Here is a 25333-nt window from a genome sequence, read left to right on the forward strand (position 1 = left end):
CCATGGCACGCGGGACAAAGCGCATCTGGGGCTGGTATTTCTTCGACTGGGCGAGCCAGCCCTACAACACGCTGCTGCTGACCTTCGTCTTCGCGCCCTATTTCGCCGAAGTGGCGCGGGCCCGCTTTGTCGCGGACGGCATGGATCCGTCGGCCGCCGGCGCGGCCGCGCAGTCGCTGTGGGCGACGGGCCTTGGCTCTGCCAGCCTCGTCGTGGCCCTTCTTGCACCGCTGCTCGGGGCGGTGGCGGATGCGGGCGGCCGCAGGCTGGTGTGGATCTGGGGCTTTTCCGCCTTTTATCTGGTGGGCTCGGCCAGCCTCTGGGCGCTGACGCCGGACGGAGGCGCCCTCATCTGGGCGCTGGCCTGCTTCGGGCTTGGCTTCGTGGGGATGGAGTTCGCCACCATCTTCACCAACGCGCTGCTGCCCTCGCTCGGGCCGCGGGACCGGATCGGCGAGATCTCGGGATCGGGCTTTGCCTTCGGCTATCTCGGCGGCGTGCTGTCGCTGGCCCTCATGCTTCTGTTCTTTGCCGAAGGCGCCAGCACCGGCCGGACGCTGATCGGCCTGCCTCCGGCCTTCGGGCTCGATCCGGCGCTGCGCGAGGGGACGCGGGCGGTCGGGCCCTTCACGGCGGTCTGGTATCTGGTCTTCATGCTGCCCTTCTTCCTCTGGGTGAAGGAGCCGCCCGCGCCGGCGCGCCGCATGAGCCTGTCCGCGGGGCTGGCCTCGCTCCGCGGCTTTCTGATGAGCCTGCCGCGGAGGCGCAGCCTGTCGGCCTATCTCGGCTCGTCGCTGCTCTACCGTGACGCGCTGAACGCGCTTTACGGCTTTGGCGGGGTCTATGCCTCGGGCGTGCTGGGCTGGAGCATCATCCAGATCGGGGTCTTCGGAGTGGTGGGGGCGGTGACGGCCACCGTCGCCTCGTGGATCGGAGGGCGCGCCGACCGGCGCTGGGGCCCGAGGCCCGTGATCGCCACCTGCATCCTGCTTCTGTGCACCACCTGCATCCTCATCGTGGCCACCTCGCGCGAGAGCCTCTTCGGCCAGCCCTTGCCCGAAGGCTCGCGCCTGCCGGACCAGCTCTTCTTCCTCTGCGGTGCGCTGATCGGCGGGGCAGGGGGCGCGCTTCAGGCCGCGAGCCGGACCATGATGGCGCGCCACACCACGCCCGAGCGCGCGACCGAGGCCTTCGGCCTCTATGCCCTGTCGGGCAAGGTCACCAGCTTTCTCTCGCCGCTGCTGATCGCGATCGCGACCAGCCTCAGCGGATCGCAGCGCGTGGGGATCGCTCCCCTGATCGTGCTCTTCCTTGCGGGGCTCGTTCTGCTAGTCTGGGTTAAACCGGAAGGCGAACAGCGGGCAGTGACATGATGCGCATCCTCTCTTTCATCCTCGTCATGGGGATGGCGACCGCCGCTCAGGCCGAACCGAAGGCGAACCAGCTCTTCGGCGCGCAGACGGCCGCCTCGCGGCAGGCCCCGATGCCGATCGGCAGCTACAACCGGGGCTGCGCGGCGGGCCTGGTGCAGATGCCCGAGAGCGGGCCGACCTGGCAGGTGATGCGCCTGTCGCGCAACCGCGCGTGGGGCCATCCCGAGATGATCGAGTTCTTGCAGGCGCTGTCGGTCGCGGCCCGGCAGATCGGCTGGGCGGGGCTCTATATCGGCGACATCAGCCAGCCGCGGGGCGGGCCGATGACGTCGGGCCATGCCAGCCACCAGATCGGTCTGGATGCCGATGTCTGGATGCTGCCGCCGCGCCGGCTCGATCTCACGGTGGCGGACCGCGAACGGATCTCGTCGATCCCCGTCCGTTCGGCCGATCAGCGGAGCGTCACCGCCAACTGGAGCCGGGCGCACCACACGCTCCTGCGCTCGGCCGCGTCGGATGACCGGGTGGACCGGATCTTCGTGGCCGCCGCGGTGAAGCTCGAGATGTGCCGGACGGCGACGCGCGCCGACCGGGCGTGGCTGCAGAAGATCCGTCCGGTTCCGGGGCACGATACGCATTTCCACATCCGGCTGAAATGTCCGCGGGGCGCCGTCGCCTGTCAGACGCAGACGCCCACGGTGGCCGACCTGTCCAAGGGCGGCGACGGCTGCGACGAGACGCTGACCTGGTGGGTGACCGATTACCTAAACCCGCCGAAGACGCCGCCGCAGAGGCCAACCGGCCCGCGGCCGAAGGGCGCGCGCGACTTCACCCTGTCGGACCTGCCGGCCCAATGCCGCGAAGTTCTCGCATCGCGCTGATTGCGGCGATCGTCGGGGGGCTTGCGCTGGGCGGCAGCGCAGGCAGCCCGGGCGACGACCGCTTCACGAGCTTTTCCTGGAGCAAGGAGGACCCGCTCTTCGGCGGATTCTCGGCCATCGAGATGGCGGACGACGGTCTGTCGATCACGCTCCTGTCCGACCGGGGCAGCTGGACCCGCGGCGAGGTGCGGCGCGACGCGAGCGGCCGGATCATCGGCATCGAGACCGGCCCGATGCGGATGCTCCGCGGTCGGGGCGAGGCGCCGCTGGCGCGCCGTCGCAGCGACAGCGAGGGCCTCGCCATCGCCCGCGACGGAACCGCCTATGTCTCGTTCGAGGGCGCCGCGCGCGTGCTGCGCTATCGCGACCTCGCGGGGCCGGCCGAGAACCTGCCCGTGCATCCCGACTTCCGGCTGATGCAGAACAACAGCGCGCTCGAGGCGCTGGCGATCGACGCAACGGGCGCGCTCTACACGTTGCCCGAGCGGTCGGGCAGCCTGAACCGGCCGTTCCCCGTCTATCGCTTCGACGGGTGCGAGTGGACGCAGCCCTTCGACCTGCCGCGCCGCGGGCCCTATCTCGCCGTGGGTGCCGATTTCGGACCCGACGGCCGCTTCTACCTGCTCGAGCGCAACTTCCGTGGCTTCCTCGGCTTTGCGAGCCGCGTGCGGCGCTTCGAGTTCGGGCCTCAGGGAGTTCTGTCGGAGGAAGTCCTGTTCGAGACGCCCTCGGGCCGCTACGACAATCTCGAAGGCATTTCGGTCTGGCAGGAGCCGGGCGGCGGGATCGTGGTGAGCATGGTCTCGGACGACAATTTCCTGTTCGTGCAGCGGACCGAAGTGGTCGAGGTCCGACTCCCGGATTGACAGGCCGCCCCTCGGGGCTGTAGGCCGCGCTGTCCCCCGACGGGGGCCAAGTCTCCGCGACCTTGTCAAAACGGAACCGACATGACCCGCAGCCTGATCCCCGCCATCCTGGCGATGGCCGCCATTGTGGTGGCCTCGAACATCCTCGTGCAGTTCCTGTTCGGCCAGTGGCTGACCTGGGGCGCCTTCACCTATCCGCTCGCCTTCCTCGTGACCGACCTGACGAACCGCCTGCGGGGCGCGGCCGCCGCGCGGCGCGTGGTGCTGGCGGGGTTCGCCACCGGGATCCTCTGCTCGCTGATCGGCACGCAGATCATGGGCGAGTTCGGCCCGCTGGTCACGCTGCGCATCGCGCTGGCCTCGGGGCTCGCCTTCCTCGTGGCGCAGATGCTGGACGTGACGCTGTTCGACCGGCTGCGCCATTCGCGCCGCTGGTGGCGGGCGCCGCTGACCTCGACCCTCGTCGGCTCGAGCCTCGACACGCTGATCTTCTTCGGCGTCGCCTTCTCGGCCTCGCTCGTCTGGCTGGAGCCGGGCAACGATGTCGCGTGGGCGAACGAGATCCTGCCGCTTCTGGGCGCCGGCCCCGAGGCTCCGCTCTGGCTGTCGCTGGCCGTTGCGGACTGGTCCGTCAAACTTCTGCTCGCTTTGGTGGCACTTCTGCCTTTCCGCGTAATTGTCAGGCGGATGACCGCAGAGGTTGCGTAATCATCATTTGACAAACACCAGATCTGTGCCACCTTCCTCTCATCGGCAACCATTTGAAAGGAGGTGATCCAGTGTCTAGAGTGATATTGGAGAGACGTGTCGGGACAGCTTGCGGGGGTGTTTTCTGAGGGCAGCCCCTCCTAAAACGCACCGGAAGTTGGGCTAGCTCCTAACTGGCTCATCTCCTTGGATCTCGGAAAGGGTCGCCAGCCGTGGCGACCCTTTCTCGTTGGCCGGGGCCGTTGCGGCGGGCCGGCCGCCGCGGTAGGCCCCTCTCATGCTGCGCATCACCGATCAGATCACGCTCGCCGACTGGGAACTGACCGAGAGCTTCTCGCGCTCGTCGGGGCCGGGCGGGCAGAACGTCAACAAGGTCGAGACGGCGGTCGAGCTGCGGTTCGAGGCCGAGCGGTCGCCGCATCTGGCGTCCGCGGTCAAGGCGCGGCTCAAGCGGCTCGCGGGCCGCCGCTGGACGCAGGAGGGGGCGATCGTCATCCGCGCCGAGGAGACGCGCAGCCAGCAGCGCAACCGCGAACTGGCGCGCGAGCGTCTGGCCGAGCTGGTGCGCGCGGCGCTGGTCGCGCCCAAGCGGCGGATCGCCACCAAGCCCACGCTCGGCAGCCAGCGGAGGCGTCTGGCCGCCAAGGCGATCCGGGGCGAGGTGAAGGCCGGGCGCGGTCGGGTGAGCGACGAGGACGCCTGAAGGCCCTCGCGGTCAGACCTTGACCTCGTAGGCCACCTGCTCACCCACGCCGAACACGCGCTTGTACCGCTCGATCTGGTCGGCGGGCCCCATCGCCTTCAGCGGATTGTCCGACAGCTTGACGGTGGGCCGCCCGTTCGCCGCCACCGCCTTGCAGACGAGGCTGAAGGGGGCGAGCGCGTCATCCTTCACCAGACCGCGGAAGTCGTTGGTGAACATCGTCCCCCAGCCAAAGCTGACCTTCACGCGGTTGTGGAACTGGCGGTGCAGTTCCTCGATCTTCTCGACATCGAGCCCGTCCGAGAAGATCACCAGCTTCTTGCGCGGGTCCTCGCCGCGGCTTTCCCACCAGCGGATCGCGGTCTCGGCGCCCTTGGCGGGGTCGCCGGAATCGATGCGGATGCCCGTCCATTTCGACAGCCAGTCCGGCGCCCGTTGCAGGAAGCCCTCGGTACCGTAGGTGTCGGGCAGGATGATCCGCAGGTTGCCGTCATGCTCCTCGTGCCAGTCGGCGAGCACCTGATAGGGCGCGCGGGCCAGTTCCTCGTCGGTCCGGGCGAGGGCGGAATAGACCATCGGCAGCTCGTGCGCGTTGGTGCCGATCGCCTCGACCTCGCGCCGCATGGCGATCAGGCAGTTCGAGGTGCCGGTGAACGCATCGCCCAGCCCCTCGATCATCGCCTGCACGCACCAGTCCTGCCACAGGAACGAATGCCGCCGCCGCGTGCCGAAATCTGCGATCTTCAGCCGCTCGATCCGCTTCAGCCGCTCGATCTTCTCCCAGAGCTTGGTCATCGCCCGCGCATAGAGCACCTGCAACTCGAACCGGCCCAGCGTGGCCAGCACCGCGCGCGAGCGCAGCTCCATCAGCACGGCCAGCGCCGGGATCTCCCACAGCATGACCTCGGGCCATTTGCCTTCAAAGGTCAGCTCATACTGCCCGTCGCGCTTTTCCAGATGGTAGGGCGGCATCCGCAGGTTCTCGAACCACTCCATGAAGTCGGGGCGGAACATCTGGCGTTTGCCGTAGAAGGTGTTGCCGCGCAGGAAGGTGCTTTCGCCGCGGGACAGGCGCAGGGTGCGGATGTGGTCGAGCTGTTCGCGCAGCTCGCCCTCGTCAATCAGCTCGGCCAGCCGCACCGAGGAGGTGCGGTTGATCAGGCTGAAGCGCACGATCGTGTCCGGTTTGTTGCGAAACACCGACTGGCACATCAGCAGCTTGTAGAAGTCGGTGTCGATCAGCGATCGGACGATCGGGTCGATCTTCCACTTGTGGTTATAGACGCGGGTGGCGATCTCGACCATCTCAGGCCTCCAGCCTGACGCCGGCCGCGGCCATCTGCGCCTTGATCGTGGCAAGCGAGCCGTTGAGGTCGATGGCGGCGCAAGCGCCCTCGAGCACCGTCGCGCGGAAGCCCAGCCGCGCCGCGTCGAGCGCGGAATAGGCCACGCAGAAATCGGTGGCGAGGCCCACGAGCGTCACGGCCTCGATCCCCCGGCTGCGCAGGTAGCCCTCGAGCCCGGTGGGCGTGGTCCGGTCGTTCTCGAAAAAGGCCGAATAGCTGTCGATGCCTGCGCGAAACCCCTTGCGGAGGAAGAGGTCGGCGGGATCGGTGTTCAGCGCCGGGTGGAACTCGGCCCCCCTCGTGCCCTGCACGCAATGCGTGGGCCAGAGCACCTGCGGACCGTAGGGCATCTCGACCAGCGAGAAGGGCTCGGCGCCGTGGTTGGCGGCAAAGGAGGAATGGTCGGCCGGGTGCCAGTCCTGCGTAAAGATCCGGGCGCCGAACTCGGGCAGGAGTGCGTTGATGCGGGGGATGATCGCATCCCCTCCGGCGACGGCAAGCGCCCCGCCCGGGCAGAAGTCGTTCTGCACGTCGATGACGATCAGGGCTTCGGTCAGGGGCCGCATTTCCGCCTCCGTAGGAAAATTCCGTTGCCAAGGGCTAAGGAGTGCCGGCGCGGAGGTCAATGGAAGCCGTGCCGCGCGGCCTTGACGCACGCCGCCGCCCCGGGTGACAAGATGTGGAGAGGAAGCCCTTTTCCCGACCCATCCCGGCCACGGCCTCCGCTTCCGGGCCGGTGCCCGGACCGGAGGTTCCCCGTGACAGACGCCGACACAGCCGCGCACCCCGTCTTCCCGGATCTGAACGGCGCCTCGGTCTTCATTTCGGGCGGCGGCTCGGGGATCGGGGCGGCTGTGACCGAAGCCTTCCTGCGGCAGGGTGCACGGGTCGCCTTCGTGCAGCGTTCGGATGCCACCGACTTCGGCGACCGGATGGAGGACGAGACGGGCGCGCGGCCGCTGTTCCTGCCCTGCGACGTGACCGACATCCCGGCGCTGCGGCAGGCGCTGGCGGAGGCGGCCGAGCGGCAGGGGCCGATCCGGGTTCTGGTGAACGGCGCGGCGCACGACGAACGTCACACGACGGCCGAGGTGACCGAGGAGTACTGGGATCGGGCGATGGCGGTGAACCTCAGGCATTACTTCTTTGCCGCTCAGGCGGTGGTGCCGGGAATGAAGGCCGCGGGCGGCGGCTCGATCATCAATTTCTCGTCGATCTCCTACATGATGGGCAATGCGGGCTATCCGGCCTACACGACCGCCAACTCCGGCATCAACGGCCTGACCCGCAGCCTCGCGCGCGAGTTCGGGCCGGACCGGATCCGGGTCAATGCGCTGGCGCCGGGATGGGTGCTGACCGAGCGGCAAAAGGACCTGTGGGTGACCGAGGAGGGGTTGCAGGCCCATCTCGACCGCCAGTGCCTCAAGGATCCGCTCGAGCCCGCCGACATCGTGGGCGGCGTGCTGTTCCTTGCGTCGGACGCCTCGCGGATGATGACGGGGCAGGCGCTGGTGATCGACGGTGGCGTGGTGGTGACGGGATGAGGCCCGACTGGATCGCGGTGGATTGGGGGACAAGCCGCCTGCGCGCCTGGGCGATGGGCGCCGAGGCCGTGCTGGCCGAGGCGCAATCGGCCGAAGGCATGGCCCGGCTGGGCGAGGGCGGGTTCGAGCTTGCGCTTCTGCGGCTGATCTGGCCGTGGCTGGACGAGGGGCAGGCGGTGCCCGTGGTGATCTGCGGCATGGCGGGCGCGCGGCAGGGCTGGCACGAGGCGCCCTACCGGATGTTGCCCTGCGCGCCGGTCGATCCGCAGGCGCTGGTGCCGGTTGCGGCCGAGGATGCGCGGATCTCGGTCCGCATCGTCCCCGGCCTTGCGCAGTCGCGGCCGGCCGACGTGATGCGGGGGGAAGAGACGCAGATTGCCGGTGCGCTGGCGGTGCTGGGAAACTTCGACGGGGTGATCTGCCTGCCCGGAACCCACTCCAAATGGGTGCAGGTCTCGGCCGGCGAGGTGGTCAGCTTCCGCAGCTTCCTGACCGGAGAGCTTTTCGCCCTTCTGTCGGAACAGTCGGTGCTGCGGCAGGGGCTGGCCGGCGAAGGCTGGGACGCGGACGCGTTCCTCGCCGCCGTGTCGGACGGCATGTCCCATCCGCAGAAGCTTGGCTCGAAGCTCTTTGCTCTTCGCGCCGAGGGGTTCTTGCAGGATCTGCCTCCCGCGAGCGCGCGGGCGCGCCTGTCGGGGCTGCTGATCGGGCTCGAACTGGTGGGCGCGCGCAGCTACTGGCTCGGCCAGCCGGTGGTGCTGGTGGCGGACGAGGGGCTGGCCGAGCGTTACGCCGCGGCCCTCGCCGCGCAAGGGGTGCAGGCCCGCCTGCTGCCGGCGCGGGCCTGCACGCTGGGCGGCCTTGCCGCGGCGAGCGGTCAGCTGACGACGGCGGTTTCGGGGACGGGCACGAAGGCATAGCCGTTCGCGCCCAGCGTCAGGCGCTCACCCTCAGTCCGCGCGGCCTGCGCGGGCCCCACAATCCCGCCCTGTCCGGGCACGGTCAGGTCCACCGGAGAGGTGCCCAGATTGAAGAGGCAGGCAAGGGTGCGACCTTCATGGCTGCGGGTGAAGCCGAGGACGGGCTCGGGCAGGTCGAAGAAGTGGCTCTTGCCCCGGATGAGGGCGGGTTCGGTCCGGCGGAACTGCAGGAGCGCGCGGTAGGTCTCGAGCACCGAGCCCGCCACGCCCTTTTGCGCGGCCACGTTCCGCGCAAGCTGCGGCGGCTTCACGGGCAGCCAGGGCTTGGCGGAGGTGAAGCCTCCGTGCGGCCCGTCGTTCCACACCATCGGCGTCCGGCATCCGTCGCGGCCCTTGTCCTCGGGCCAGAAGCGCAGGCCGGGGGGATCGGTAAGTTCCTCGTAGAGAAGCTCGGTTTCGGTCTGGCCGAGTTCCTCACCCTGATAGAGGCTGACCGACCCCTCGAAGGACAGCAGCATCGCCGCCGCAAGCCGCGCCACATCGTCGGAGGCGCCGTGCCCGGCCCAGCGGGTGACGTGGCGCACGACGTCGTGGTTGGAAAAGGCCCAGCAGGGCCAGCCGTGCGGGGCGGTGGCGAAAAATTCCTCGATCCGGCTGCGGAAATGCCCGGCGGTGAAGGTGCGCGAGAGCATCTCGAACGTGTAGGCCATGTGGAGCCGGTCGTTCCCGCTGGTGTATTCGGCGATGATCGCGAGCCCGCGAAGCCCGTCGGCCACCTCGCCCACCATCGTCCGGTCAGGATATTCGCCCAGAAGCTGCCGCATCCTGAGCAGGAAGGCGATGTTCTCGTCACGGGATTTCGAGAAGGCGTGGTCCTGCATGTCGTAGGGATTGACCGGCGGGACGGGTCCGTTCCGCGGGTTCGGCCGGTTCGACCTGAGGTCGGCGTCGTGGAAGTAGAAATTCACCGTGTCGAGGCGGAAGCCGTCCACGCCGCGGTCGAGCCAGAAGCGCATCTGCTCGAGCAGCCAGTCCTGCACCTCGGGGTTGTGGAAGTTGAAGTCGGGCTGGCTGGTCAGGAAATTGTGCAGGTAATATTGCCGCCGCTGCGCGTCCCATTCCCAGGCGGATCCGCCGAAGACCGAGAGCCAGTTGTTCGGCGGGCTGCCGTCGGGCTGCGGATCGGCCCACACATACCAGTCCGACTTCGGGTTGTCGCGGCTCTGCCGGCTTTCCTGGAAGAAGGGATGTCGCGAGGAGGAGTGGCTCAGGACCTGATCGATGATGACCTTGAGGCCCAGCTCGTGAGCCCTGGCGAGGAGCGCGTCGAAATCCTCCATCCGGCCGAACATCGGGTCGATGCCGGTATAGTCCGAGACGTCGTAGCCCATGTCGTCCATGGGCGAGGGAAAGAACGGGGAAAGCCAGATCGCGTCGGCCCCGAGCCAGGCCACATGATCGAGCCGCTCGTGAATGCCGCGCAGGTCGCCCACGCCGTCGCCGTTCGAGTCCTGGAACGAACGGGGATAGATCTGATAGGTCACCGAGCCGCGCCACCAGTCCGACATGCTGCCTCCTTCGGGTTGTCCTGGTGTCAAGCGACCGGCCGGGCGTGGGTTCCCGGCGAGATCCCCTGGCCGACCGCCCCGTGCCGGCGGAGGCGGGGGCTGTCTGCCCCCGGCCATCCCTGCGGGATGGCTCCCCCGAGGATATTTGGGCGAGAATGAAAGGGGCGGAGAAGGGTCGGGGGGCCGGCGCGCATCACGGAATGGCAAAGGTGCCATCAGAAAATAGCGTTTGACGGAAGTTCCGGGCGCGGCGCAGGCTTCGCGCCCGCCCTTCAGCCTGCCCGGACCTGTCATGACCAAAGCTCCGATCTTCACGCCCGTCCTGATCTCGGGCTGCATCATCCTGATGCTCGGCTTCGCGATCCGCGCCAGCTTTGGTGTGTTCCAGATCCCCATTGCCGAAGAGTTCGGCTGGCTGCGCGCGGATTTCTCGATGGCGATCGCGATCCAGAACCTGGCCTGGGGCATCGGGCAGCCGATCTTCGGCATGCTGGCCGAGAAGTTCGGCGACCGGCGCGCGATCGTGGCCGGGGCCCTGATGTATGCGGCGGGGCTGGTGCTTTCGAGTTTTGCCGTGACGCCGCTTCAGCACCAGATCCTCGAGGTTCTGGTGGGGTTCGGAATCGCGGGCACCGGCTTTGGCGTGATCCTCGCGGTGGTGGGTCGGGCGGCGGCGCCCGAGAACCGCTCGCTTGCGCTGGGCATCGCCACGGCGGCGGGATCGGCGGGGCAGGTGTTCGGGGCGCCCGCGGCCGAGATCCTGCTGGGCTTCTATTCCTGGCAGGTGGTGTTCCTGATCTTTGCCGGGGTGATCCTGCTGGCGCTGTTCGCGCTGCCCTTCATGCGCTCGCCGGTGACGGCGACGAAGGCCGAGCTTGAGGAGTCGCTGGGGCAGGTGGTGCTGCGCGCCTTTCGCGACCCCTCCTACACGCTGATCTTCGTGGGTTTCTTTTCCTGCGGCTACCAGCTGGCCTTCATCACCGCCCACTTCCCGGCCTTCGTGACCGAGATGTGCGGGGCGATCGACCCGCGGGGGCCGCTGGCGGCGCTGGGGATCACCACGACCTCGGCCCTGGGGGCGGTGGCGATCTCGCTGATCGGGCTGGCGAACATCGTGGGCACGATCACGGCCGGCTGGCTCGGCAAGCGCTACTCCAAGAAGTACCTGCTGGCGGCGATCTACACGGGCCGGACCATCGCGGCGGCGCTCTTCATCCTGCTGCCGATGACGCCCGCCACGGTGCTTGTCTTCTCGCTGGCGATGGGGGCGCTGTGGCTGGCGACGGTGCCGCTGACCAGCGGGCTTGTGGCCCACCTCTATGGGTTGCGCTACATGGGCACGCTTTACGGGTTCGTCTTCCTCAGCCACCAGCTCGGGAGTTTCATGGGGGTCTGGCTGGGCGGGCGGATGTACGACATGACGGGCGATTACACGCTTGTCTGGTGGATCGGGGTCGGCGTCGGGGCCTTCTCGGCCATCGTCCATCTGCCGATCCGCGAGAATCGCGCACCGGCCCTGCAACCGGCCTGAGGGGCGCCTTGCCCCGCGCGGCGCCGGAGCGCGCCGGTTTCACGACGCGCGAATGACGCGGGCCCGAGGGGCAGGCCCTTGCCCCTGCCGCCGCGCCCGATATACCTCGGTCGGCCCTGGAGGAGACGTCATGCGCGCCGGAATTGCCTGCCTTGTGCTGGCCTATGTGCTGAGCCAGTTCTACCGCGCCTTCCTTGCGGTGCTGACGCCCGTCCTCAAGACCGAACTGGGGGCGACGGCCGAGGATCTGGCGGCGGCCTCGGGCATCTGGTTCCTGGCCTTCGCGCTGATGCAGTTTCCGGTGGGCTGGGCGCTGGATCGCGTCGGGCCGCGGCTCACCTCGATGGTGCTGCTGGGAGTGGGGGGCGCGGGTGGCGCGCTGGTCTTCGGCATGGCCCAGGGGCCGGCCGCGATCCTTGCCGCGATGGCGCTGATCGGGATCGGCTGCTCGCCCGTGCTGATGGCGAGCTACTACATCTTTGCGCGCAGCTACAGCCCGGCGGTCTTCGGCACGCTTGCCGCCGCCGTGGTGGGGATCGGAAGCCTCGGCAACATCGCGGGGTCGGTTCCGCTTGCCTGGGCCGTGGAGGCCTTCGGCTGGCGCGAGACGCTGTTTGCGCTGGCGGGCGTCACCCTGGCGGTTGCGGGCGCCATCGGGCTTCTGGTGCGCGATCCGGGCCGCATCGAGGGGCCGGCGAACGGGTCGCTCTGGCAGCTTCTGCGGATGCCGGCGCTCTGGCCCGTGCTGATCATGATGGTCGTCTGCTATGCCCCCGCGGCGGGGCTGCGGGGGCTGTGGATCGGGCCCTATTACGCCGATGTCTTCGGCGCCTCGGCGGTGGAGATCGGGCGGGCGACGCTGGTCATGGGGCTGGCCATGGTGGCGGGCAGCTTTGCCTACGGGCCGCTCGACCGGCTGCTCGGCACGCGCAAGGGGCTGATCCTTGGCGGAAACCTGCTGACGGCGCTGTGCCTGGTCGCGCTCTGGATCTGGCCTGTGGCGGGCGGTTGGACGGGGCTGCTGCTCTTTGCGGGGATCGGGCTCTTTGGCGCCTCCTTCCCCATGGTGATCGCCCACGGGCGCGCCTTCGTGCCGCCGCACCTGATGGGGCGGGGGGTGACGCTGCTGAACTTCTTCGGGATCGCCTCGCCCGGGATCATGCAGTTCGCGACGGGCGCGGTGCATGGCTCGGTGGCGCCGGTGCCGCCCGAGGCGCCCTATGAGGCCCTCTTCCTCTTCTTCGCGCTCTTCATCCTGGCGGGCTGCGCCGTCTATGCCTTCAGCCGCGACCGGACGGACTGACTTCCCGTCCGGTGCGTCCTGCGCTAACCAGAGGCGCAGGGAGGAGACATGGCAGTGCAGCCCGAACGGATCGAGGTCATCGCGCCCAACCTCAAGCGCCGCCTGTCGGGGGTGACAGCCACCATCGCGCGGCTCGTGCCGGTGCAGGCGTCGATGATCGGCATCGTGGCGACGGGTCCGGGCCTGCCGGCCGGAACCCCGCACCTGCCCCTTTGGCGCCTGCCGTTCCTGCCGCGCGACAGCTGGCGCGTCTGGCACGCGCGGCGCAACACCGAGATGCTGTTGGGCCTTTTGCTGCGCCATGTGCTGCGGCGCCGGCTGAAACTGCTGTTCACGACAGCTTCGCAGCGGCGCCATACCGGCTACACGCGCTGGCTGATCGGGCGGATGGATGCGCTGGTTGCCACCTCGCGGCGCTCGGCCTCGTATCTCGAGCGGCCGTGCGAGGTGATCCTGCACGGGATCGACACCGACACCTTCCGGCCGGGAGACCGCGCCGAGGTGCGGGCGCGGCTGGGCCTGCCCGAGGCGGTGCTGGTGGGCTGCTACGGTCGCATCCGCGCCCAGAAGGGCACGGATGTCTTCGTGCATGCGATGATGCGCCTCTTGCCGGACCGGCCGGGCGTGGCCGCGGTGGTCATGGGGCGCGCGGTGGGCGAGCATCAGGCCTTCCTCGATGCGCTGAAGGCCGAGGTTGCGCAGGCGGGGCTGGCCGAGCGCATCCTCTTCCGGCCGGAGGTGACGGTGGACCGGATGCCCGACTGGTATCGGGCGCTTGACCTCTATGTGGCGCCGCAGCGGTGGGAGGGGTTCGGGCTGACCCCGCTCGAGGCGATGGCCTGCGGCGTGCCGGTCGTTGCGACCCGCGTCGGCGCCTTCGAGGAACTGCTGAGCGGCGAGACCGGCCGCCTCGTGCCGCCGGGCGATCTGGAGGCCATGGTGTCCGAGGTGGCGGCGATGCTCGACGATGGCCCGATGCGCGCCCGCATGGCCCGGGCCGCGCGCGCCCGCACCCTTGCGGGCTTCCGCATCGAGGACGAGGCGGCGGCGCTGGTCGCCCTTTACCGGAGGCTTCTCGCATGAACCGGCTGGCCTTCCTTCTGGCCCGAACCCTGCGGCAGGAGGCGGCCCTGTCGGCGCTGTCGCTGTCGGAAGAGGCGCTGCTGGCCCGCTTTGCCACCGAACGGATCGCGCTGGTGGGCAACGCGCGGAGCCTCGCCGGCGCCTCCCTTGGCGACGAGATCGACGCGGCCGACCTGGTGATCCGGCTGAACCGGGCGCCGATGCCATCCACGCAGAGCCACGGGACCCGCACGGATGCGCTGGCGCTGGCCACCTCGCTCTCGCGCGAGGCGCTGGAGGGGCTGGCCCCGCATCTGACGCTGTGGATGTCGCACAAGCGCAAGCGGCTGCCGTGGCATGTGGCGAGCCGGAGGGGGTTCTACCTGCACCCGCTGTGCTACTACGACGACCTCCGGCGCCGCCTCGGGGCACCGCCCTCGACCGGGCTGATGATGATCGACCTGCTGGCGCAAAGCCGTGCCGCCTCGGTCACGCTCTACGGGTTCGACTTCTTCGCAAGCCTCTCGCTGACGGGCAGCCGGACGGCGGCGCAGGTGCCGCACGATTTCGCGGCCGAGGGGCGCTTCGTGCAGGCGCTGCTCGAGACCGATCCGCGGTTTGCGCTGCGCGGACCCGAGGGCTGAGGCCAGGTTGGCGCATCCCTTGCGCCGCAACACGGCCCGGCCCGAATTTGCTTCCCCCCTGACCCCGCTTGCGCTATGGGGGCGCGTCATTCCGACATGAGAAGGGGTCCCCGATGGGCTACAGGGTCGTCGTCGCGGGTGCCACGGGCAACGTGGGCCGTGAAATGCTGAACATCCTCGCCGAGCGCGAGTTTCCGGTGGATGAGATTGCCGCTCTCGCGAGCCGCAAGTCGCTCGGCACCGAGGTGAGCTTTGGCGACAAGACCCTGACGACCAAGGACCTCGACACGTTCGACTTCACCGGCTGGGACATCGCGCTCTTCGCAGTGGGCTCGGAGGCGACGAAAGTCTATGCGCCCAAGGCCGCGGCCGCGGGCTGCGTGGTGATCGACAACTCGTCGCTCTACCGCTACGACCCGCAGGTGCCGCTGATCGTGCCCGAGGTGAACGCGGACGCGATCGAGGGCTACAAGGCCAAGAACATCATCGCCAACCCCAACTGCTCGACCGCGCAGATGGTGGTGGCGCTGAAGCCGCTGCACGACCGTGCGAGGATCAAGCGCGTGGTGGTCTCGACCTACCAGTCCGTCTCCGGCGCGGGCAAGGCCGGCATTGACGAGCTGTGGAGCCAGACCAAGGGCATCTATGTCCCCGGTCAGGAGGTCGCGCCCGAGAAATTCACCAAGCAGATCGCCTTCAACGTGATCCCTCACATCGACACCTTCATGGAGGACGGCTCCACCAAGGAAGAGTGGAAGATGGTGGCCGAGACGAAGAAGATCCTCGACCCCAAGGTGAAGGTCACGGCGACCTGCGTCCGCGTGCCGGTGTTCGTGGGCCATTCCGAGTCGATCAACATCGAGTTCGAGGACTTCCTCGACGAGGAGGAGGCGCGGGACATCCTGCGCGAGGCTCCGGGTGTTCTCGTGGTCGACAAGCGCGAGGCCGGCGGCTACATTACGCCCGTGGAATGTGTGGGCGATTATGCCACCTACATCAGCCGCATCCGGCAGGATTCGACGCTCGACAACGGCCTGAACCTCTGGTGCGTGTCGGACAACCTGCGCAAGGGGGCCGCGCTGAACGCGGTGCAGATCGCCGAGGTGCTGGGCAACCGTTGCCTGAAGAAGGGGTGAACGCATGGTGCGAGCGGGGTGGCGGGCGGCGGCGGTTCTGGCTCTCGTGCTCCTCGCTCCTCCTGCATCCGGCGAAGAGCGGCGGTCCTACAGCCTCTTCGCCGGCATCCTGACCGACAACACCTGGGAAGACTACTTCCTGACGCCGTGGGAGACCGATCCGCAGGATCCCGGCTTCCTCGGCGTCGCCCTGACCCAGCCGCTGGGGCGCGGCTTCGAGACCCGCTTCGGCGAGATCCGCTGGGAGGTGGAGTTCCAGATCGTCCGCCACACCGGGGTGCAGTCGAACTGGGAGTTCAATCTGCCCGTCACCGCCCGGCTGGTCCCCGAAGAGCCGCTGCTCGGTCTCTTCGACACGGCGGCCTTCGGCATCGGCCCCTCGCACGCCGACAAGCCCCCCGCGCTCGAGAAGATGCGCGGAGGCGAGGCGCAGAAGGCTCAGGTCTACTGGTTTGCCGAAGTCGAGCGCCGGTCGCGAAGCCGCGACTGCTGCAGCCTGTTCGCCCGCATCCATCACCGATCGGACGCCTACGGCGCGATCGGTGAGGGCGGGTCGTCGAACGGGCTGGTTCTGGGGCTGCGCTCGTCCTTCTGACGCAGCAGCCCTTTGTCTTACACCTGAACGAAGCCCTGACCGGGCATGTATTGCTCAAGCGTGCCGTCGCCGATGTGGGTCCAGAGCGCGTGGAGGGTCAGCACTTCCTGCTCGACCGCCTCGCGCACGAAGGGGAAGGTCATCAGGTTGCCGATGCTGACCAGAACCGCCTCCTTCTCCAGCGCGGTGACCCGCTGGTCTTCGGGCAGGTCCTTCACCCGCTCGTAGCCCGGGCGCAGGATGTCCATCCACCGGCCGACGAAGCTCGAGGTTTCCTCGAGCTGCGGCGCCGCGCCCGAGCACATGTCGTGGCATCCCTTGACGCCACCGCAGTTCGAATGGCCCAGCACCACGATATGCGCGACCTTGAGCGCGGTGACCGCATATTCCACCGCGGCCGAGGTGCCATGCTGCTGCCCGTCGGGGCTGTAGGGCGGCACGAGGTTGGCGATGTTACGGTGGATGAAGAACTCGCCCTCGTCCGCGCCGAAGATCGAGGTCACATGCACGCGCGAGTCGCAGCACGAGATGACCATGGCGCGCGGATGCTGCCCGCTTTCGGCCAGCCGGCGATACCAGGCCTTGTTGTCGGCAAAGGTGGTCGCGCGCCAGCCGTGGAAGCGCTGGACAAGGTAGTTCGGAAGCGGCCTCGCATTGTGCATCGCATCGTCCTCAGTCGGGTCCACGCGACTGAATAGGGGGCGGCCCCGGAAAATTCGAGGGATTTCTTCAGCGCACCGCAACCTTTTGTTCAGCAGCCGGGTGCAGGTTGGGACCGGGTGTGAAACTGGGGGTAGGTGTGATGACCTGCATGATAACGGCCTTGCGGCCGGTGGATCGCGTGCGACAGGACGCAGAGCCGATTGCCGCCATGTATCGGGACATGGGCACGAAAGCGGCAGAGCAAGTGGTTAATCGGGCTCTGGGAGAGCTTGCCCTGACCATCGCGACCCTCTCGCAGCAGGTGAAGAACCGCGATCTGGTCGATCTTCCACGGCGCCTGCGGCGGCTGCAACGCATGTCCGAGAACCTCGGGATGGTGAGCCTGGGGCTCGTTGCGGCGGATGCGCGCAGTGTCTTCGAGACCGGGGACACCACCGCCTTTGCCGCGATCTGGGCCCGGTTGCTGAGGGTGGCGGAACGCTCGCTCGCGTCTGACAAGGACCTGCTCGACCAGAGCCTGTAGGGCCGGGACTTGCGGGTGGCGCTGGAACGGCTAGGCTCGGCGCGATTGTCCTGCCTGTTGGAACGCACCATGTCCCTCGCCTTCGCTGATCCCGCTGCGGCCTCGCGCCCGGTCCATGTCGTTGCGTCCGACGCACTGGCCGCATGGCTCGCCGCCCGGCCCGAGCCGGTCCGCATGTGGCTGTCGGAAAGCGGCTTTGAGGCCGGCCTGGGAGAGTTGCGGCTGCTGCCCGCGCCGGATGGCACGGTTGCGGCGGCCGTTCTGGGGTCGGGCACCGCAAGGGCCCGCGCGCGCAGCCGCTTTGGCCTTGCGCGGGGCCTGTCGGCGCTGCCCGCGGGCGATTGGCACCTCGAGGGGGATCTCTCGCCCGAAGCCGCCGATGAGGCCGCCCTCGGCTGGCTCCTCTCGACCTACGCCTTCACGCGCTACCGCAGCAGCAGCACCCCACCAAAGGCGCGGCTGAAGCTGCCCGCCGGGCGCGACGGCGCGCGGCTTCTCGCCATGGCCGAGGCCGAGATGCTGACCCGCGATCTCATCAACACGCCGGCGTCCGATCTCGGGCCGCAGGAGCTGGAAGTGGCCTTTCTCGCGCTCGCCGATCGCTTCGGGGCGGAATCCGTGGTGATCCGCGGCGACAGGCTGCTCGAGCGGAACCTGCCGATGATCCACGCCGTTGGCCGCGCCTCACCGCGCGAACCCCGGCTGCTGGAGATGCGCTGGGGCGAGCGCGGGCCGCGTGTGACCCTGGTGGGCAAGGGTGTCTGCTTCGATACGGGCGGGCTCGACATCAAGCCCTCGGCCGGCATGCTTCTGATGAAGAAGGACATGGGCGGGGCCGCGACCGTCATGGGGCTTGCGCAGATGATCATGGCGCTCGACCTGCCCGTGCGCCTGCGCGTGCTGGTGCCAGCGGTGGAAAATGCCATTTCCGGCAATGCCATGCGGCCGCGGGACATCCTGACCTCGCGCAAGGGGCTGACGGTCGAAGTGAACAACACCGACGCCGAGGGGCGGCTGATCCTTGCCGATGCGCTGGCGCTGGCCGACGAGGAAGAGGCCGACCTCATCGTCTCGATGGCGACGCTGACGGGCGCGGCGCGGGTGGCGGTCGGTCCCGACCTCGCGCCCTTCTACACCGACGACGAAGGTCTGGCCGCCGCGCTTCAGGCGGCGGCCGGCCCGGCCTGCGATCCGGTCTGGCGCCTGCCCTTCTGGGAGCCTTACGAGCCGCTGATCGAGCCCGGCATCGCCGATCTCGACAATGCCCCCTCGGGCGGTTTTGCGGGGTCGATCACCGCGGCGCTCTTCCTGCGCCGCTTCGTCGAGAACCCGCGCTACATGCATTTCGACATCTACGGCCACACGCCGTCCGATGCGCCGGCGCGGCCGAAGGGAGGGGTGGGGCAGGGCGCGCGGGCGATCCTGACGGCCCTGCCGCAGATGTTGGGCCTGTGATGGACCGCCGGACGACGCCCTGCAGCGGCGAGGTGGCCCATGTCTCGCTGAAGGGGCAGGTGGCGGCTGCGCGGTTCACCGGTGGAGAGCCTGCGCAGGTGGGGGTTCCGCTGGTCGATCTGCTGGCGCGGCCCGAGGGCCCGCGGGACCGGCAGCTCCTGTTGGGTGAGGGGTTCCTCGTGATCGACCGGCGCGAGGGTCATGCCTTTGGCCGCGCCGACAAGGACGGCTACTGCGGCTGGCTGCCCGAGGCGGCGCTGGCCGCGCCCGAGACGGCCACGCACCGCGTTGCGGTTCCCGCCAGCCATCTCTACCCCGAGCCGCGGGTGCAGGCACATGAGATCGCGGCCCTCAGCTTTGGCGCGCGGTTGACGGTCATTGGCGAAGCGCGAGATTTTCTTGAAACAACGGCAGGTTGGGTTCCCGCGCGGCATTTGTGGCCGGTGGATCGGCTTCATCCCGATCCGGTGGCGGTGGCGCGGCTGTTTTACGGCACGCCCTATCTCTGGGGCGGGAACAGCCGGGCGGGGATCGACTGCTCGGGTCTGGCGCAGGCGGCGTTGCTGGCTTGCGGGATCGAGTGCCCCGGCGACAGCGACCTGCAGCAGGCGCTCGGCTCTGACGTCACGGGGGAATTGCAGGCGGGCGACCTTCTGTTCTGGAAGGGCCACGTCGCACTGGCCATCGACGCGCGGCGGATGATCCATGCCACGGGCTATGTGATGGGTGTGATCGAGGAAGAGATCGAAGCGGCCATTGCCCGGATCGCCGCGGCGGGCGAGGGGCCGGTCCTGGCCCGCCGCAGGCCCTGACGCGCGCGGGCGGCGCTATCCGTCCGACGCCTCGGGCAGGGTCTCGCGCAGCCAGTCGGGCTCGAACGTGACCTGATCGCAGCCCGCGAACTGGGCCAGCCGGTCGAGTTCGGCTCCGAGCCGCCCCAGCCGGCGCGAGCCGAGCCGAACCCCCGCCTCGGGCCAGAGCGCGCGGACGCGCAGGCCGCCGCTCTCGCGGTGGGCGCGCATGTCGATCCGGCCGATCAGCCGGTCGCCCTCGAGGATCGGGAAGACGTAATAGCCGTAAGTGCGCTTGGCTTCGGGGACGAAGACCTCGATCCGGTAGCGGAAGCCGAACAGCCGCTCGGCGCGGGCGCGGTCGCGCAGCACCGGATCGAAGGGCGACAGGATGCGCAGGCGGGGCGTGGGATCGGGCGCGGCTTCGGCCAGTGCGGCGAGGCCGGGGCGGGCATAGCTGCGGCGAAGGCTGCCGTCGGCCCCTTCGATCCTGACCTCGACGATCTCGCCGCGCGCCAGCGCGTCGTGGCACCAGGCCTGCGCCTCGGCCGGGGTCGCCGCGGCCCAGAAGGCGGCCAGTTCGCCTGACGTGGCAAAGCCCAGCCGGTCCAGCGCCTCGGAGCAGGCCCAGTGGATCGTGGCCGCATCGCCCGGGTCCATGCCAAGGACGTCGGCCGGAATCACGCGCGAGGTCAGGTCATAGACCTTGCGGAACGAGTCGCGGCGCGTGATCGACAGCTCGCCCACCCGCCACAGATATTCGAGCGCCGCCTTCGACGGGTGCCAGTCCCACCAGCCGCCGGTGCCGCGCTGCTCTTCCTCGCCCACCTCGGCGGCCGAGACCGGCCCGCCCTCGGCGATCCGCGCGAGGACCGTCTCGAACTGCTCCTCGAACCCTTCGCGCTGCCAGCCGCGCCAGCGGGCGAGCAGCCGCGGCCGGTCGCGCCGGAAGCGGTGGTGCCAGAAAGGGTAGAAGCGGGTGGGGATCGCCGCGGCGTCGTGGGTCCAGTGCTCGAACAGGTGCCGCTGCGCGAGCAGCCGGTCGAGCGCCTCGGGCCGGTAGGACTGCCGGCGCGCGAAGAGGATCATGTGGTGCGCGCGGGCAACGGTCGAGATGCTGTCGATCTGCACGAAGCCCAGGCGGTCGATCAGCGCCAGCAGCGCCTCGCCCCTGCCCGGGCCGGTGGGCGGTTCGGCCAGGGCGTGAAGATGCAGGAACAGCCGGCGCGCAAGCGGATTGGAGAGGATCACGGCCGCCGGCCCGGTCAGAGGCCGGTTTCGGCGGCGATCTGGGCCCGGCTCTTGCGGGCGCGCTCGGTCGCGGACTTGAGCTGGCCGCAGGCCGCCATGATGTCCTCGCCGCGCGGGGTGCGGATCGGCGAGGCATAGCCCGCCTTGTAGATGATGTCGGCGAAGGCCGCGATCCGCTCGGGCGTCGAGCGGCGGTAGGGCGCGCCGGGCCATTCGTTGAAGGGGATCAGGTTGATCTTGGCCGGGATGCCCGCGATCAGCTTGACCAGCCGCCGCGCGTCGGCGTCGCTGTCGTTGATCCCGTCGAGCATGACATATTCGAAGGTGATCCGCTCGGAGTTCGACAGCCGCGGATAGTCACGCAGGCTGTCGAGAAGCGTGCGGATGTTCCAGCGTTTGTTGATCGGAACGAGAATGTCGCGCACCTCGTCGGTCGTGGCGTGGAACGAGATGGCAAGCTGGCAGCCGATCTCTTCGGCCGTGCGCGCGATCTCGGGCACGACGCCCGACGTCGAGAGCGTGATCCGCCGGCGCGAGAGCGAGAGGCCCTCGCCGTCCATCACCACCTTCATCGCGTTGCGGACATTCTCGAAATTGTAGAGAGGCTCGCCCATGCCCATCAGCACGAGGTTCGACACCAGCCGCGTCTCGTCCTTGGGTGCGCCCCGCTCGGGCCATTCGCCGAGATCGTCCCGCACCAGCATCACCTGCCCCACGATCTCGCCCGCGGTCAGGTTGCGCACCAGCTTCTGCGTGCCGGTGTGGCAGAACGAGCAGGTCAGCGTGCAGCCCACCTGAGACGAGACGCAGAGCGTGCCGCGGCCTTCCTCGGGGATATAGACGGTCTCGACCTCGTGCCCGCCCGCGATCCGGATGAGATACTTCCGCGTCCCGTCCGCCGAGATCTGCCGGGTCACCACCTCGGGCAGGACGATGGCGAAATGCTCGGCCAGCAGCGCGCGGTAGTCCTTGGCGAGGTTCGTCATCTGCGCAAAGTCGCGCACGCCCCAGTGATAGACCCACTGCCAGACCTGCCCCATGCGCATCCGGGCCTGCCGCTCGGGCGTGCCGGCGGCGACGAGGGCCGCCATCAGTTCTTCGCGCGTGAGGCCCACGATGTTGAGCGGGCCGCCCTCGGGCAGCTTGCGCGGAAGGGTCATCACGTCCTGGGTGATCGGAGCGGTGGCGGTCATGGCAATGCCTCGGGAAGCGGGAAGCGCCTGATATAGGGGATTCGGCGCGGAAACGGAACCCGCCGCGCGACATGACGAAGCCCCGGCGATGGCCGGGGCTCGACAGGGCCGCACCGCAGCCGTGTTTACTTGCAGCGAGTCTCGGCGTCGGACATGGCCGCCGTGAAGCCCGAGAGCGAGAAGGTGTCCTTGGTCTGCGTGCCGCGGGCCGAGCGGGCCGTGAGAACGGCCGTGCTGCCGCGCTTCATCGAGGCGAGCAGCGACGCATCGTCCTGCGGATTGGCCGGCCACGCCCATTCGCCGTCGGTGAACAGCTCGTAGGCGGTGCCGCCGATATTGACATTGACAGTCGATCCCGGGGCGAAGGGATAGCCGCCGGTGAAGGAGACCTCGCCCTTCGCGCCAGAGCCGGGGCGATAGGTCACGAACAGCAGGATGTCGCCGCGCCGCACCGAGACGGCCTTGCCGTCCCGCGTCGCCTCGGTCTGCTTGGGCATCGAGACGCCCCAGCATTCCTTGGGCGAGTTCTCGGCGAACACGCTCCAGTCCGTCTTGGTCGCAACCAGATTGTTGGAAGTCTGCGCGGCCGCACCCGTCGCGAGACCGGCGAGCACAATCGCCGCCGCCGGAAGCAGGCGCCCCATCGTGGTTCTCATGTCGTTACAGCCTCCAGCTGCCAGTGCCTCTGCCCGCTCTACGCCGCCTTGAGGCGACCTTTTCCAGTAGCGCAGGCCGTTTCAACCCGATAACGCTTCATAGCGCAAGCATCGGGCTGGTAAAAAGCCCCCTTGGGCACAAAATCGCGCAGCTGTGAGAGGAGCCATGACAGGTCCCGTGAAGATGGTCGAACTCTGGCGCGGCGGCCTGCTCGAAAGCTGGCATGTCGGTCATGCGGCGGTTTGGAGCGCGGATGCGGGCCTGATCGAGCATTGGGGCGAGCCGGAGACCGTGATCTTCCCCCGCTCGTCCTGCAAGATGCTGCAGGCGCTGCCCCTGCTGGAAAGCGGCGCGGGCGAGGGTCTGTCGTCCGAGCGTCTGGCGCTGGCCTGTGCCAGCCATCAGGGAGCCGCGCTTCACACCCGTCAGGTCGGCCGCTGGCTCTCGGAGCTGGGACTGGGCGAGGGCGACCTGCGGTGCGGTGCCCACATGCCCGCCGATGTGGCCGAGCGCGACCGGCTGGTCCGGGCGCATGAGGGGCCGTGCCAGCTTCACAACAACTGCTCGGGCAAGCACGCCGGGTTCCTGATGCTCTCGCAGCATCTGAAGGCCGGGCCGGAATATGTCGAGATCGATCATCCCGTGCAGCGTGCGGTGCGCGCCGCCTTCGAGGAGGTGACGGGCGAGGAGAGCACGGGCTTCGGGATCGACGGCTGCTCGGCGCCGAACTTCACCACCTCGGTTGTCGGGTTGGCGCGGGCGATGGCCTTCTTCGCCGCGGCCTCTGCGGGCGGTGGCGCGCGTGAGAGGGCGGCGGCGCGGCTGGTCGAGGCCATTATCGCCCATCCCGATCTGGTTGCCGGAGAGGGGCGGGCCTGCACCGAGCTGATGCGCGCGATGCGCGGGCGCGCGGCGATCAAGACCGGCGCCGAGGCCGTGTTTGTCGCCATCGTGCCGGAAAAGCGCCTGGGAATCGCGCTGAAGATCGTCGATGGCTCGACCCGCGCCTCCGAGGCCGCCATTGCGGCGCTTCTGGTGCGGCATGGGATCCTGGATGCCGGGCACCCCGCCACGCTCAAGCGGCTGAACGCGGTGCAGAGCAACTGGCGCGGGATCGAGACCGGCATCCTCCGCAAGGCCGAGGGCTTTGCCTGAGGCGCGCCGCCACCCACGGCAACGGGCCGACGGAAGCCCCGGCAGAGCGGGGCTTCCGCAGGTCTCTTACACCGGGCCGGCGGCAGACAGGGGACAGTTTGTGCCGCCGCCGGAACTCCGGGTCACTCGCTAAGTGATGTGATGCTGCCGCGGGATTGGGGCCTTGCCACGGTCGATCCGGGGCGTTTTCCGGGCGCAATCGCGGTGGCCGGCCAGAGGTGTCATTAGCCGCGCTGCGGCGGGCATGCGGGCTTGCCTTGCCCGGCCGATTGCGTCAGCCTCATGACATGACCGTGCAGCCGCCGAACCCGTTCGCTTCGCACATCCCCGACCAGGTGAGCTTCGACCGGCACGAGCTGGGGCGGATCCTTGCCCTCTATGGCCGGATGGTGGCGCTGGGCGAGTGGCGCGACTACGGCATCTCGCATCTGCGTGACGTGGCGGTCTTCTCGATCTTCCGTCGTACGGCCGAAAATGCTCTTTATCGGATCGAGAAGAGACCCCGGTTGCGCGGGCGGCAGGGCATGTATGCGGTGGTCGGCATGGATGGCCAGATCCTCCGGCGCGGCCAGGATCTGGCGCAGGTGCTGCGCGTGCTGGAGAGAAAGCTGATCCGTCCGGTGGAGTGACGCGGCGGGCGGGCCGTCACTCCCATTCGTCCAGAGCGTCCAGCGCCTCGTCCGCGGTCTCGACAAAGCGGAACAGCCGCAGATCCTCGGGGGAGATGGTCCCGATCTCGGCCAGAGCCTGCCAGTTGATGATCTTCTCCCAGAACTCGCGCCCGAAAAGCAGGAACGGGATCGGCTTCATCCGCTTGGTCTGGATCAGCGTCAGGCTCTCGAACATCTCGTCGAGCGTGCCGAAGCCGCCCGGGAAGACCACCACCGCGCGGGCGCGCATCAGGAAGTGCATCTTGCGCACCGCGAAGTAGTGGAAGTTGAACGACAGGTCGGGCGTCACATAGGCGTTCGGCGCCTGTTCGTGCGGCAGCACGATGTTCAGCCCGATCGACTGGCCGCCCGCCTCGTGCGCGCCGAGGTTCCCCGCCTCCATCACGCCGGGCCCGCCGCCCGTGACGATCACGAGTTCGCGGCCGTAGGTTTCCATGCTGCGCTCTGTCACGGCGCGGGCGAACTTCCGCGCCTCCTCGTAGTAGGGCGCAAGCGAGGCCAGCCCTTCGGGCGCGCTGTCCTTCCGCTCGGGCGAGGGGATGCGGGCGCCCCCGAACATGACGACCGTCGAGACGATCCCGCGCTCGTCCATCACGATCTGCGGTTTCATCAGCTCGAGCTGAAGGCGCACGGGACGCAACTCGTCCCGCATGAGAAATTCCGGGTCCGCGAAGGCGAGCCGGTAGGCGGGCGCGCGGCTTTGCGGCGTGTCCGGCACGCGATGGGCGGATTCCATGTCCTGCGAACTGTCGCGGAACGGGTGGCGGCGGTCGTCTTTCATGATGATCCTTCGG

General features: G+C 68.9%; 26 protein-coding genes. 18 read left to right on the forward strand and 8 right to left on the reverse strand.

Going from position 1 to position 25333, the window contains the following annotated elements; translation table 11 throughout:
* Positions 1-2: 2 nt before the first annotated feature.
* From FG154_RS11695 to arfB, 5 genes are all read left to right on the forward strand, one after another.
* Positions 3-1373 (forward strand): MFS transporter, encoded by a 1371-nt coding sequence (locus FG154_RS11695; RefSeq protein ID WP_145107891.1) that lies wholly within the window; start codon positions 3-5, stop codon positions 1371-1373.
* Entirely contained in the window at positions 1370-2254 is an 885-nt protein-coding gene (mepA, locus tag FG154_RS11700) for a penicillin-insensitive murein endopeptidase (RefSeq protein WP_145107894.1), read from the forward strand. The genes FG154_RS11695 and mepA overlap by 4 nt, the downstream gene beginning before the upstream one ends.
* Entirely contained in the window at positions 2227-3120 is an 894-nt protein-coding gene (locus FG154_RS11705) for an esterase-like activity of phytase family protein (RefSeq protein WP_145107897.1), read from the forward strand. The genes mepA and FG154_RS11705 overlap by 28 nt, the downstream gene beginning before the upstream one ends.
* 81 nt (positions 3121-3201) lie before the next feature.
* Positions 3202-3828 (forward strand): queuosine precursor transporter, encoded by a 627-nt coding sequence (locus FG154_RS11710; protein ID WP_145107900.1) that lies wholly within the window; start codon positions 3202-3204, stop codon positions 3826-3828.
* 277 nt (positions 3829-4105) lie between these two features.
* Positions 4106-4531 carry an alternative ribosome rescue aminoacyl-tRNA hydrolase ArfB gene (arfB, locus tag FG154_RS11715; protein ID WP_145107903.1) on the forward strand — a complete coding sequence of 142 codons (426 nt, stop codon included), beginning with the start codon at positions 4106-4108 and terminating at the stop codon, positions 4529-4531.
* Between the two features lie 12 nt (positions 4532-4543).
* Here arfB and pncB read toward each other — a convergent pair whose 3' ends face one another.
* Entirely contained in the window at positions 4544-5836 is a 1293-nt protein-coding gene (pncB, locus tag FG154_RS11720) for a nicotinate phosphoribosyltransferase (RefSeq protein WP_145107905.1), read from the reverse strand.
* A gap of 1 nt (position 5837) precedes the next feature.
* Entirely contained in the window at positions 5838-6443 is a 606-nt protein-coding gene (pncA, locus tag FG154_RS11725) for a bifunctional nicotinamidase/pyrazinamidase (protein WP_145107908.1), read from the reverse strand.
* Positions 6444-6635: 192 nt separating this feature from the next.
* On the opposite strand from pncA, the gene FG154_RS11730 reads away from it, so the two are divergent.
* Positions 6636-7421, forward strand: a complete 786-nt coding sequence (locus FG154_RS11730; RefSeq protein WP_145107911.1) for an SDR family NAD(P)-dependent oxidoreductase — start codon at positions 6636-6638, stop codon at positions 7419-7421.
* Positions 7418-8341, forward strand: coding sequence for a 2-dehydro-3-deoxygalactonokinase (locus FG154_RS11735; protein WP_145107914.1), 924 nt, complete (start codon positions 7418-7420; stop codon positions 8339-8341). Before FG154_RS11730 ends, FG154_RS11735 begins: the two co-directional genes overlap by 4 nt.
* Here the strand turns inward: FG154_RS11735 and FG154_RS11740 are convergent.
* Positions 8299-9909, reverse strand: coding sequence for an alpha-amylase family glycosyl hydrolase (locus tag FG154_RS11740; protein ID WP_145107916.1), 1611 nt, complete (start codon positions 9907-9909; stop codon positions 8299-8301). The genes FG154_RS11735 and FG154_RS11740 overlap by 43 nt on opposite strands.
* Positions 9910-10201: 292 nt before the next feature.
* Here FG154_RS11740 and FG154_RS11745 point away from each other — a divergent pair, with 292 nt between their 5' ends.
* From FG154_RS11745 to FG154_RS11770, 6 genes are all read left to right on the forward strand, one after another.
* The gene (locus FG154_RS11745) at positions 10202-11440 is read left to right on the forward strand and encodes an MFS transporter (protein ID WP_145107918.1); all 1239 of its coding nucleotides are present in this window, start codon (positions 10202-10204) and stop codon (positions 11438-11440) included.
* A 130-nt stretch (positions 11441-11570) separates the two neighbouring features.
* Positions 11571-12743 (forward strand): MFS transporter, encoded by a 1173-nt coding sequence (locus tag FG154_RS11750; protein ID WP_145107921.1) that lies wholly within the window; start codon positions 11571-11573, stop codon positions 12741-12743.
* A 48-nt stretch (positions 12744-12791) separates the two neighbouring features.
* A complete protein-coding gene (locus tag FG154_RS11755) occupies positions 12792-13826 on the forward strand; it encodes a glycosyltransferase family 4 protein (protein ID WP_145107924.1) in 1035 nt (344 codons plus the stop codon).
* Entirely contained in the window at positions 13823-14449 is a 627-nt protein-coding gene (locus FG154_RS11760; protein WP_145107926.1) for a glycosyltransferase family 29 protein, read from the forward strand. Before FG154_RS11755 ends, FG154_RS11760 begins: the two co-directional genes overlap by 4 nt.
* 113 nt (positions 14450-14562) lie before the next feature.
* Entirely contained in the window at positions 14563-15585 is a 1023-nt protein-coding gene (locus tag FG154_RS11765) for an aspartate-semialdehyde dehydrogenase (RefSeq protein ID WP_145107929.1), read from the forward strand.
* Positions 15586-15589: 4 nt separating this feature from the next.
* Complete coding sequence (locus tag FG154_RS11770) at positions 15590-16180, forward strand: hypothetical protein (protein ID WP_145107931.1); 591 nt, start codon at positions 15590-15592, stop codon at positions 16178-16180.
* 17 nt (positions 16181-16197) lie between these two features.
* On the opposite strand, the gene FG154_RS11775 is transcribed toward FG154_RS11770, so the two are convergent.
* Positions 16198-16842, reverse strand: coding sequence for a carbonic anhydrase (locus tag FG154_RS11775; RefSeq protein ID WP_145107934.1), 645 nt, complete (start codon positions 16840-16842; stop codon positions 16198-16200).
* A 140-nt stretch (positions 16843-16982) separates the two neighbouring features.
* Here FG154_RS11775 and FG154_RS11780 point away from each other — a divergent pair, with 140 nt between their 5' ends.
* The 3 genes from FG154_RS11780 to FG154_RS11790 all read left to right on the forward strand — a co-directional run bounded on the left by FG154_RS11780 (position 16983) and on the right by FG154_RS11790 (position 19633).
* On the forward strand, positions 16983-17366 hold the full coding sequence (locus FG154_RS11780) for a hypothetical protein (protein WP_044247606.1): 384 nt from the start codon (positions 16983-16985) through the stop codon (positions 17364-17366).
* A gap of 69 nt (positions 17367-17435) precedes the next feature.
* A complete protein-coding gene (locus tag FG154_RS11785) occupies positions 17436-18821 on the forward strand; it encodes a leucyl aminopeptidase family protein (protein WP_145107936.1) in 1386 nt (461 codons plus the stop codon).
* On the forward strand, positions 18821-19633 hold the full coding sequence (locus tag FG154_RS11790) for a C40 family peptidase (RefSeq protein WP_145107939.1): 813 nt from the start codon (positions 18821-18823) through the stop codon (positions 19631-19633). The genes FG154_RS11785 and FG154_RS11790 overlap by 1 nt, the downstream gene beginning before the upstream one ends.
* 15 nt (positions 19634-19648) lie before the next feature.
* Here FG154_RS11790 and FG154_RS11795 read toward each other — a convergent pair whose 3' ends face one another.
* The 3 genes from FG154_RS11795 to FG154_RS11805 form a co-directional block, all read right to left on the reverse strand.
* Positions 19649-20863: a winged helix-turn-helix domain-containing protein gene (locus tag FG154_RS11795; RefSeq protein WP_145107942.1), complete on the reverse strand. Its 1215-nt coding sequence runs from the start codon at positions 20861-20863 to the stop codon at positions 19649-19651.
* Between the two features lie 14 nt (positions 20864-20877).
* Positions 20878-22056 carry a dual-specificity RNA methyltransferase RlmN gene (rlmN, locus tag FG154_RS11800; RefSeq protein WP_145107945.1) on the reverse strand — a complete coding sequence of 393 codons (1179 nt, stop codon included), beginning with the start codon at positions 22054-22056 and terminating at the stop codon, positions 20878-20880.
* A 125-nt stretch (positions 22057-22181) separates the two neighbouring features.
* Entirely contained in the window at positions 22182-22712 is a 531-nt protein-coding gene (locus tag FG154_RS11805; protein WP_145107948.1) for an invasion associated locus B family protein, read from the reverse strand.
* A 166-nt stretch (positions 22713-22878) separates the two neighbouring features.
* On the opposite strand from FG154_RS11805, the gene FG154_RS11810 reads away from it, so the two are divergent.
* Positions 22879-23868 carry an asparaginase gene (locus tag FG154_RS11810; protein WP_145107950.1) on the forward strand — a complete coding sequence of 330 codons (990 nt, stop codon included), beginning with the start codon at positions 22879-22881 and terminating at the stop codon, positions 23866-23868.
* Positions 23869-24155: 287 nt separating this feature from the next.
* Complete coding sequence (locus FG154_RS11815) at positions 24156-24497, forward strand: DUF2794 domain-containing protein (RefSeq protein WP_044247611.1); 342 nt, start codon at positions 24156-24158, stop codon at positions 24495-24497.
* A 16-nt stretch (positions 24498-24513) separates the two neighbouring features.
* Here FG154_RS11815 and FG154_RS11820 read toward each other — a convergent pair whose 3' ends face one another.
* Entirely contained in the window at positions 24514-25320 is an 807-nt protein-coding gene (locus FG154_RS11820; protein ID WP_145107953.1) for an LOG family protein, read from the reverse strand.
* Positions 25321-25333 lie beyond the last annotated feature (13 nt).

Origin of the sequence: Cereibacter sediminicola (assembly GCF_007668225.1) — a bacterium.
Classification (GTDB): Bacteria; Pseudomonadota; Alphaproteobacteria; order Rhodobacterales; family Rhodobacteraceae; genus Cereibacter_A; species Cereibacter_A azotoformans.

Bases quoted from the DNA above. Each gene is read 5' to 3' on its own strand.
- FG154_RS11695 (WP_145107891.1), top strand. From the start codon at position 3: ATGGCACGCGGGACAAAGCGCATCTGGGGCTGGTATTTCTTCGACTGG.
- mepA (WP_145107894.1), top strand. From the start codon at position 1,370: ATGATGCGCATCCTCTCTTTCATCCTCGTCATGGGGATGGCGACCGCC.
- FG154_RS11705 (WP_145107897.1), top strand. From the start codon at position 2,227: ATGCCGCGAAGTTCTCGCATCGCGCTGATTGCGGCGATCGTCGGGGGG.
- FG154_RS11710 (WP_145107900.1), top strand. From the start codon at position 3,202: ATGACCCGCAGCCTGATCCCCGCCATCCTGGCGATGGCCGCCATTGTG.
- arfB (WP_145107903.1), top strand. From the start codon at position 4,106: ATGCTGCGCATCACCGATCAGATCACGCTCGCCGACTGGGAACTGACC.
- pncB (WP_145107905.1), bottom strand. From the start codon at position 5,836: ATGGTCGAGATCGCCACCCGCGTCTATAACCACAAGTGGAAGATCGAC.
- pncA (WP_145107908.1), bottom strand. From the start codon at position 6,443: ATGCGGCCCCTGACCGAAGCCCTGATCGTCATCGACGTGCAGAACGAC.
- FG154_RS11735 (WP_145107914.1), top strand. From the start codon at position 7,418: ATGAGGCCCGACTGGATCGCGGTGGATTGGGGGACAAGCCGCCTGCGC.
- FG154_RS11740 (WP_145107916.1), bottom strand. From the start codon at position 9,909: ATGTCGGACTGGTGGCGCGGCTCGGTGACCTATCAGATCTATCCCCGT.
- FG154_RS11745 (WP_145107918.1), top strand. From the start codon at position 10,202: ATGACCAAAGCTCCGATCTTCACGCCCGTCCTGATCTCGGGCTGCATC.
- FG154_RS11750 (WP_145107921.1), top strand. From the start codon at position 11,571: ATGCGCGCCGGAATTGCCTGCCTTGTGCTGGCCTATGTGCTGAGCCAG.
- FG154_RS11755 (WP_145107924.1), top strand. From the start codon at position 12,792: ATGGCAGTGCAGCCCGAACGGATCGAGGTCATCGCGCCCAACCTCAAG.
- FG154_RS11760 (WP_145107926.1), top strand. From the start codon at position 13,823: ATGAACCGGCTGGCCTTCCTTCTGGCCCGAACCCTGCGGCAGGAGGCG.
- FG154_RS11765 (WP_145107929.1), top strand. From the start codon at position 14,563: ATGGGCTACAGGGTCGTCGTCGCGGGTGCCACGGGCAACGTGGGCCGT.
- FG154_RS11770 (WP_145107931.1), top strand. From the start codon at position 15,590: ATGGTGCGAGCGGGGTGGCGGGCGGCGGCGGTTCTGGCTCTCGTGCTC.
- FG154_RS11775 (WP_145107934.1), bottom strand. From the start codon at position 16,842: ATGCACAATGCGAGGCCGCTTCCGAACTACCTTGTCCAGCGCTTCCAC.
- FG154_RS11780 (WP_044247606.1), top strand. From the start codon at position 16,983: ATGACCTGCATGATAACGGCCTTGCGGCCGGTGGATCGCGTGCGACAG.
- FG154_RS11785 (WP_145107936.1), top strand. From the start codon at position 17,436: ATGTCCCTCGCCTTCGCTGATCCCGCTGCGGCCTCGCGCCCGGTCCAT.
- FG154_RS11790 (WP_145107939.1), top strand. From the start codon at position 18,821: ATGGACCGCCGGACGACGCCCTGCAGCGGCGAGGTGGCCCATGTCTCG.
- rlmN (WP_145107945.1), bottom strand. From the start codon at position 22,056: ATGACCGCCACCGCTCCGATCACCCAGGACGTGATGACCCTTCCGCGC.
- FG154_RS11805 (WP_145107948.1), bottom strand. From the start codon at position 22,712: ATGAGAACCACGATGGGGCGCCTGCTTCCGGCGGCGGCGATTGTGCTC.
- FG154_RS11810 (WP_145107950.1), top strand. From the start codon at position 22,879: ATGACAGGTCCCGTGAAGATGGTCGAACTCTGGCGCGGCGGCCTGCTC.
- FG154_RS11815 (WP_044247611.1), top strand. From the start codon at position 24,156: ATGACCGTGCAGCCGCCGAACCCGTTCGCTTCGCACATCCCCGACCAG.
- FG154_RS11820 (WP_145107953.1), bottom strand. From the start codon at position 25,320: ATGAAAGACGACCGCCGCCACCCGTTCCGCGACAGTTCGCAGGACATG.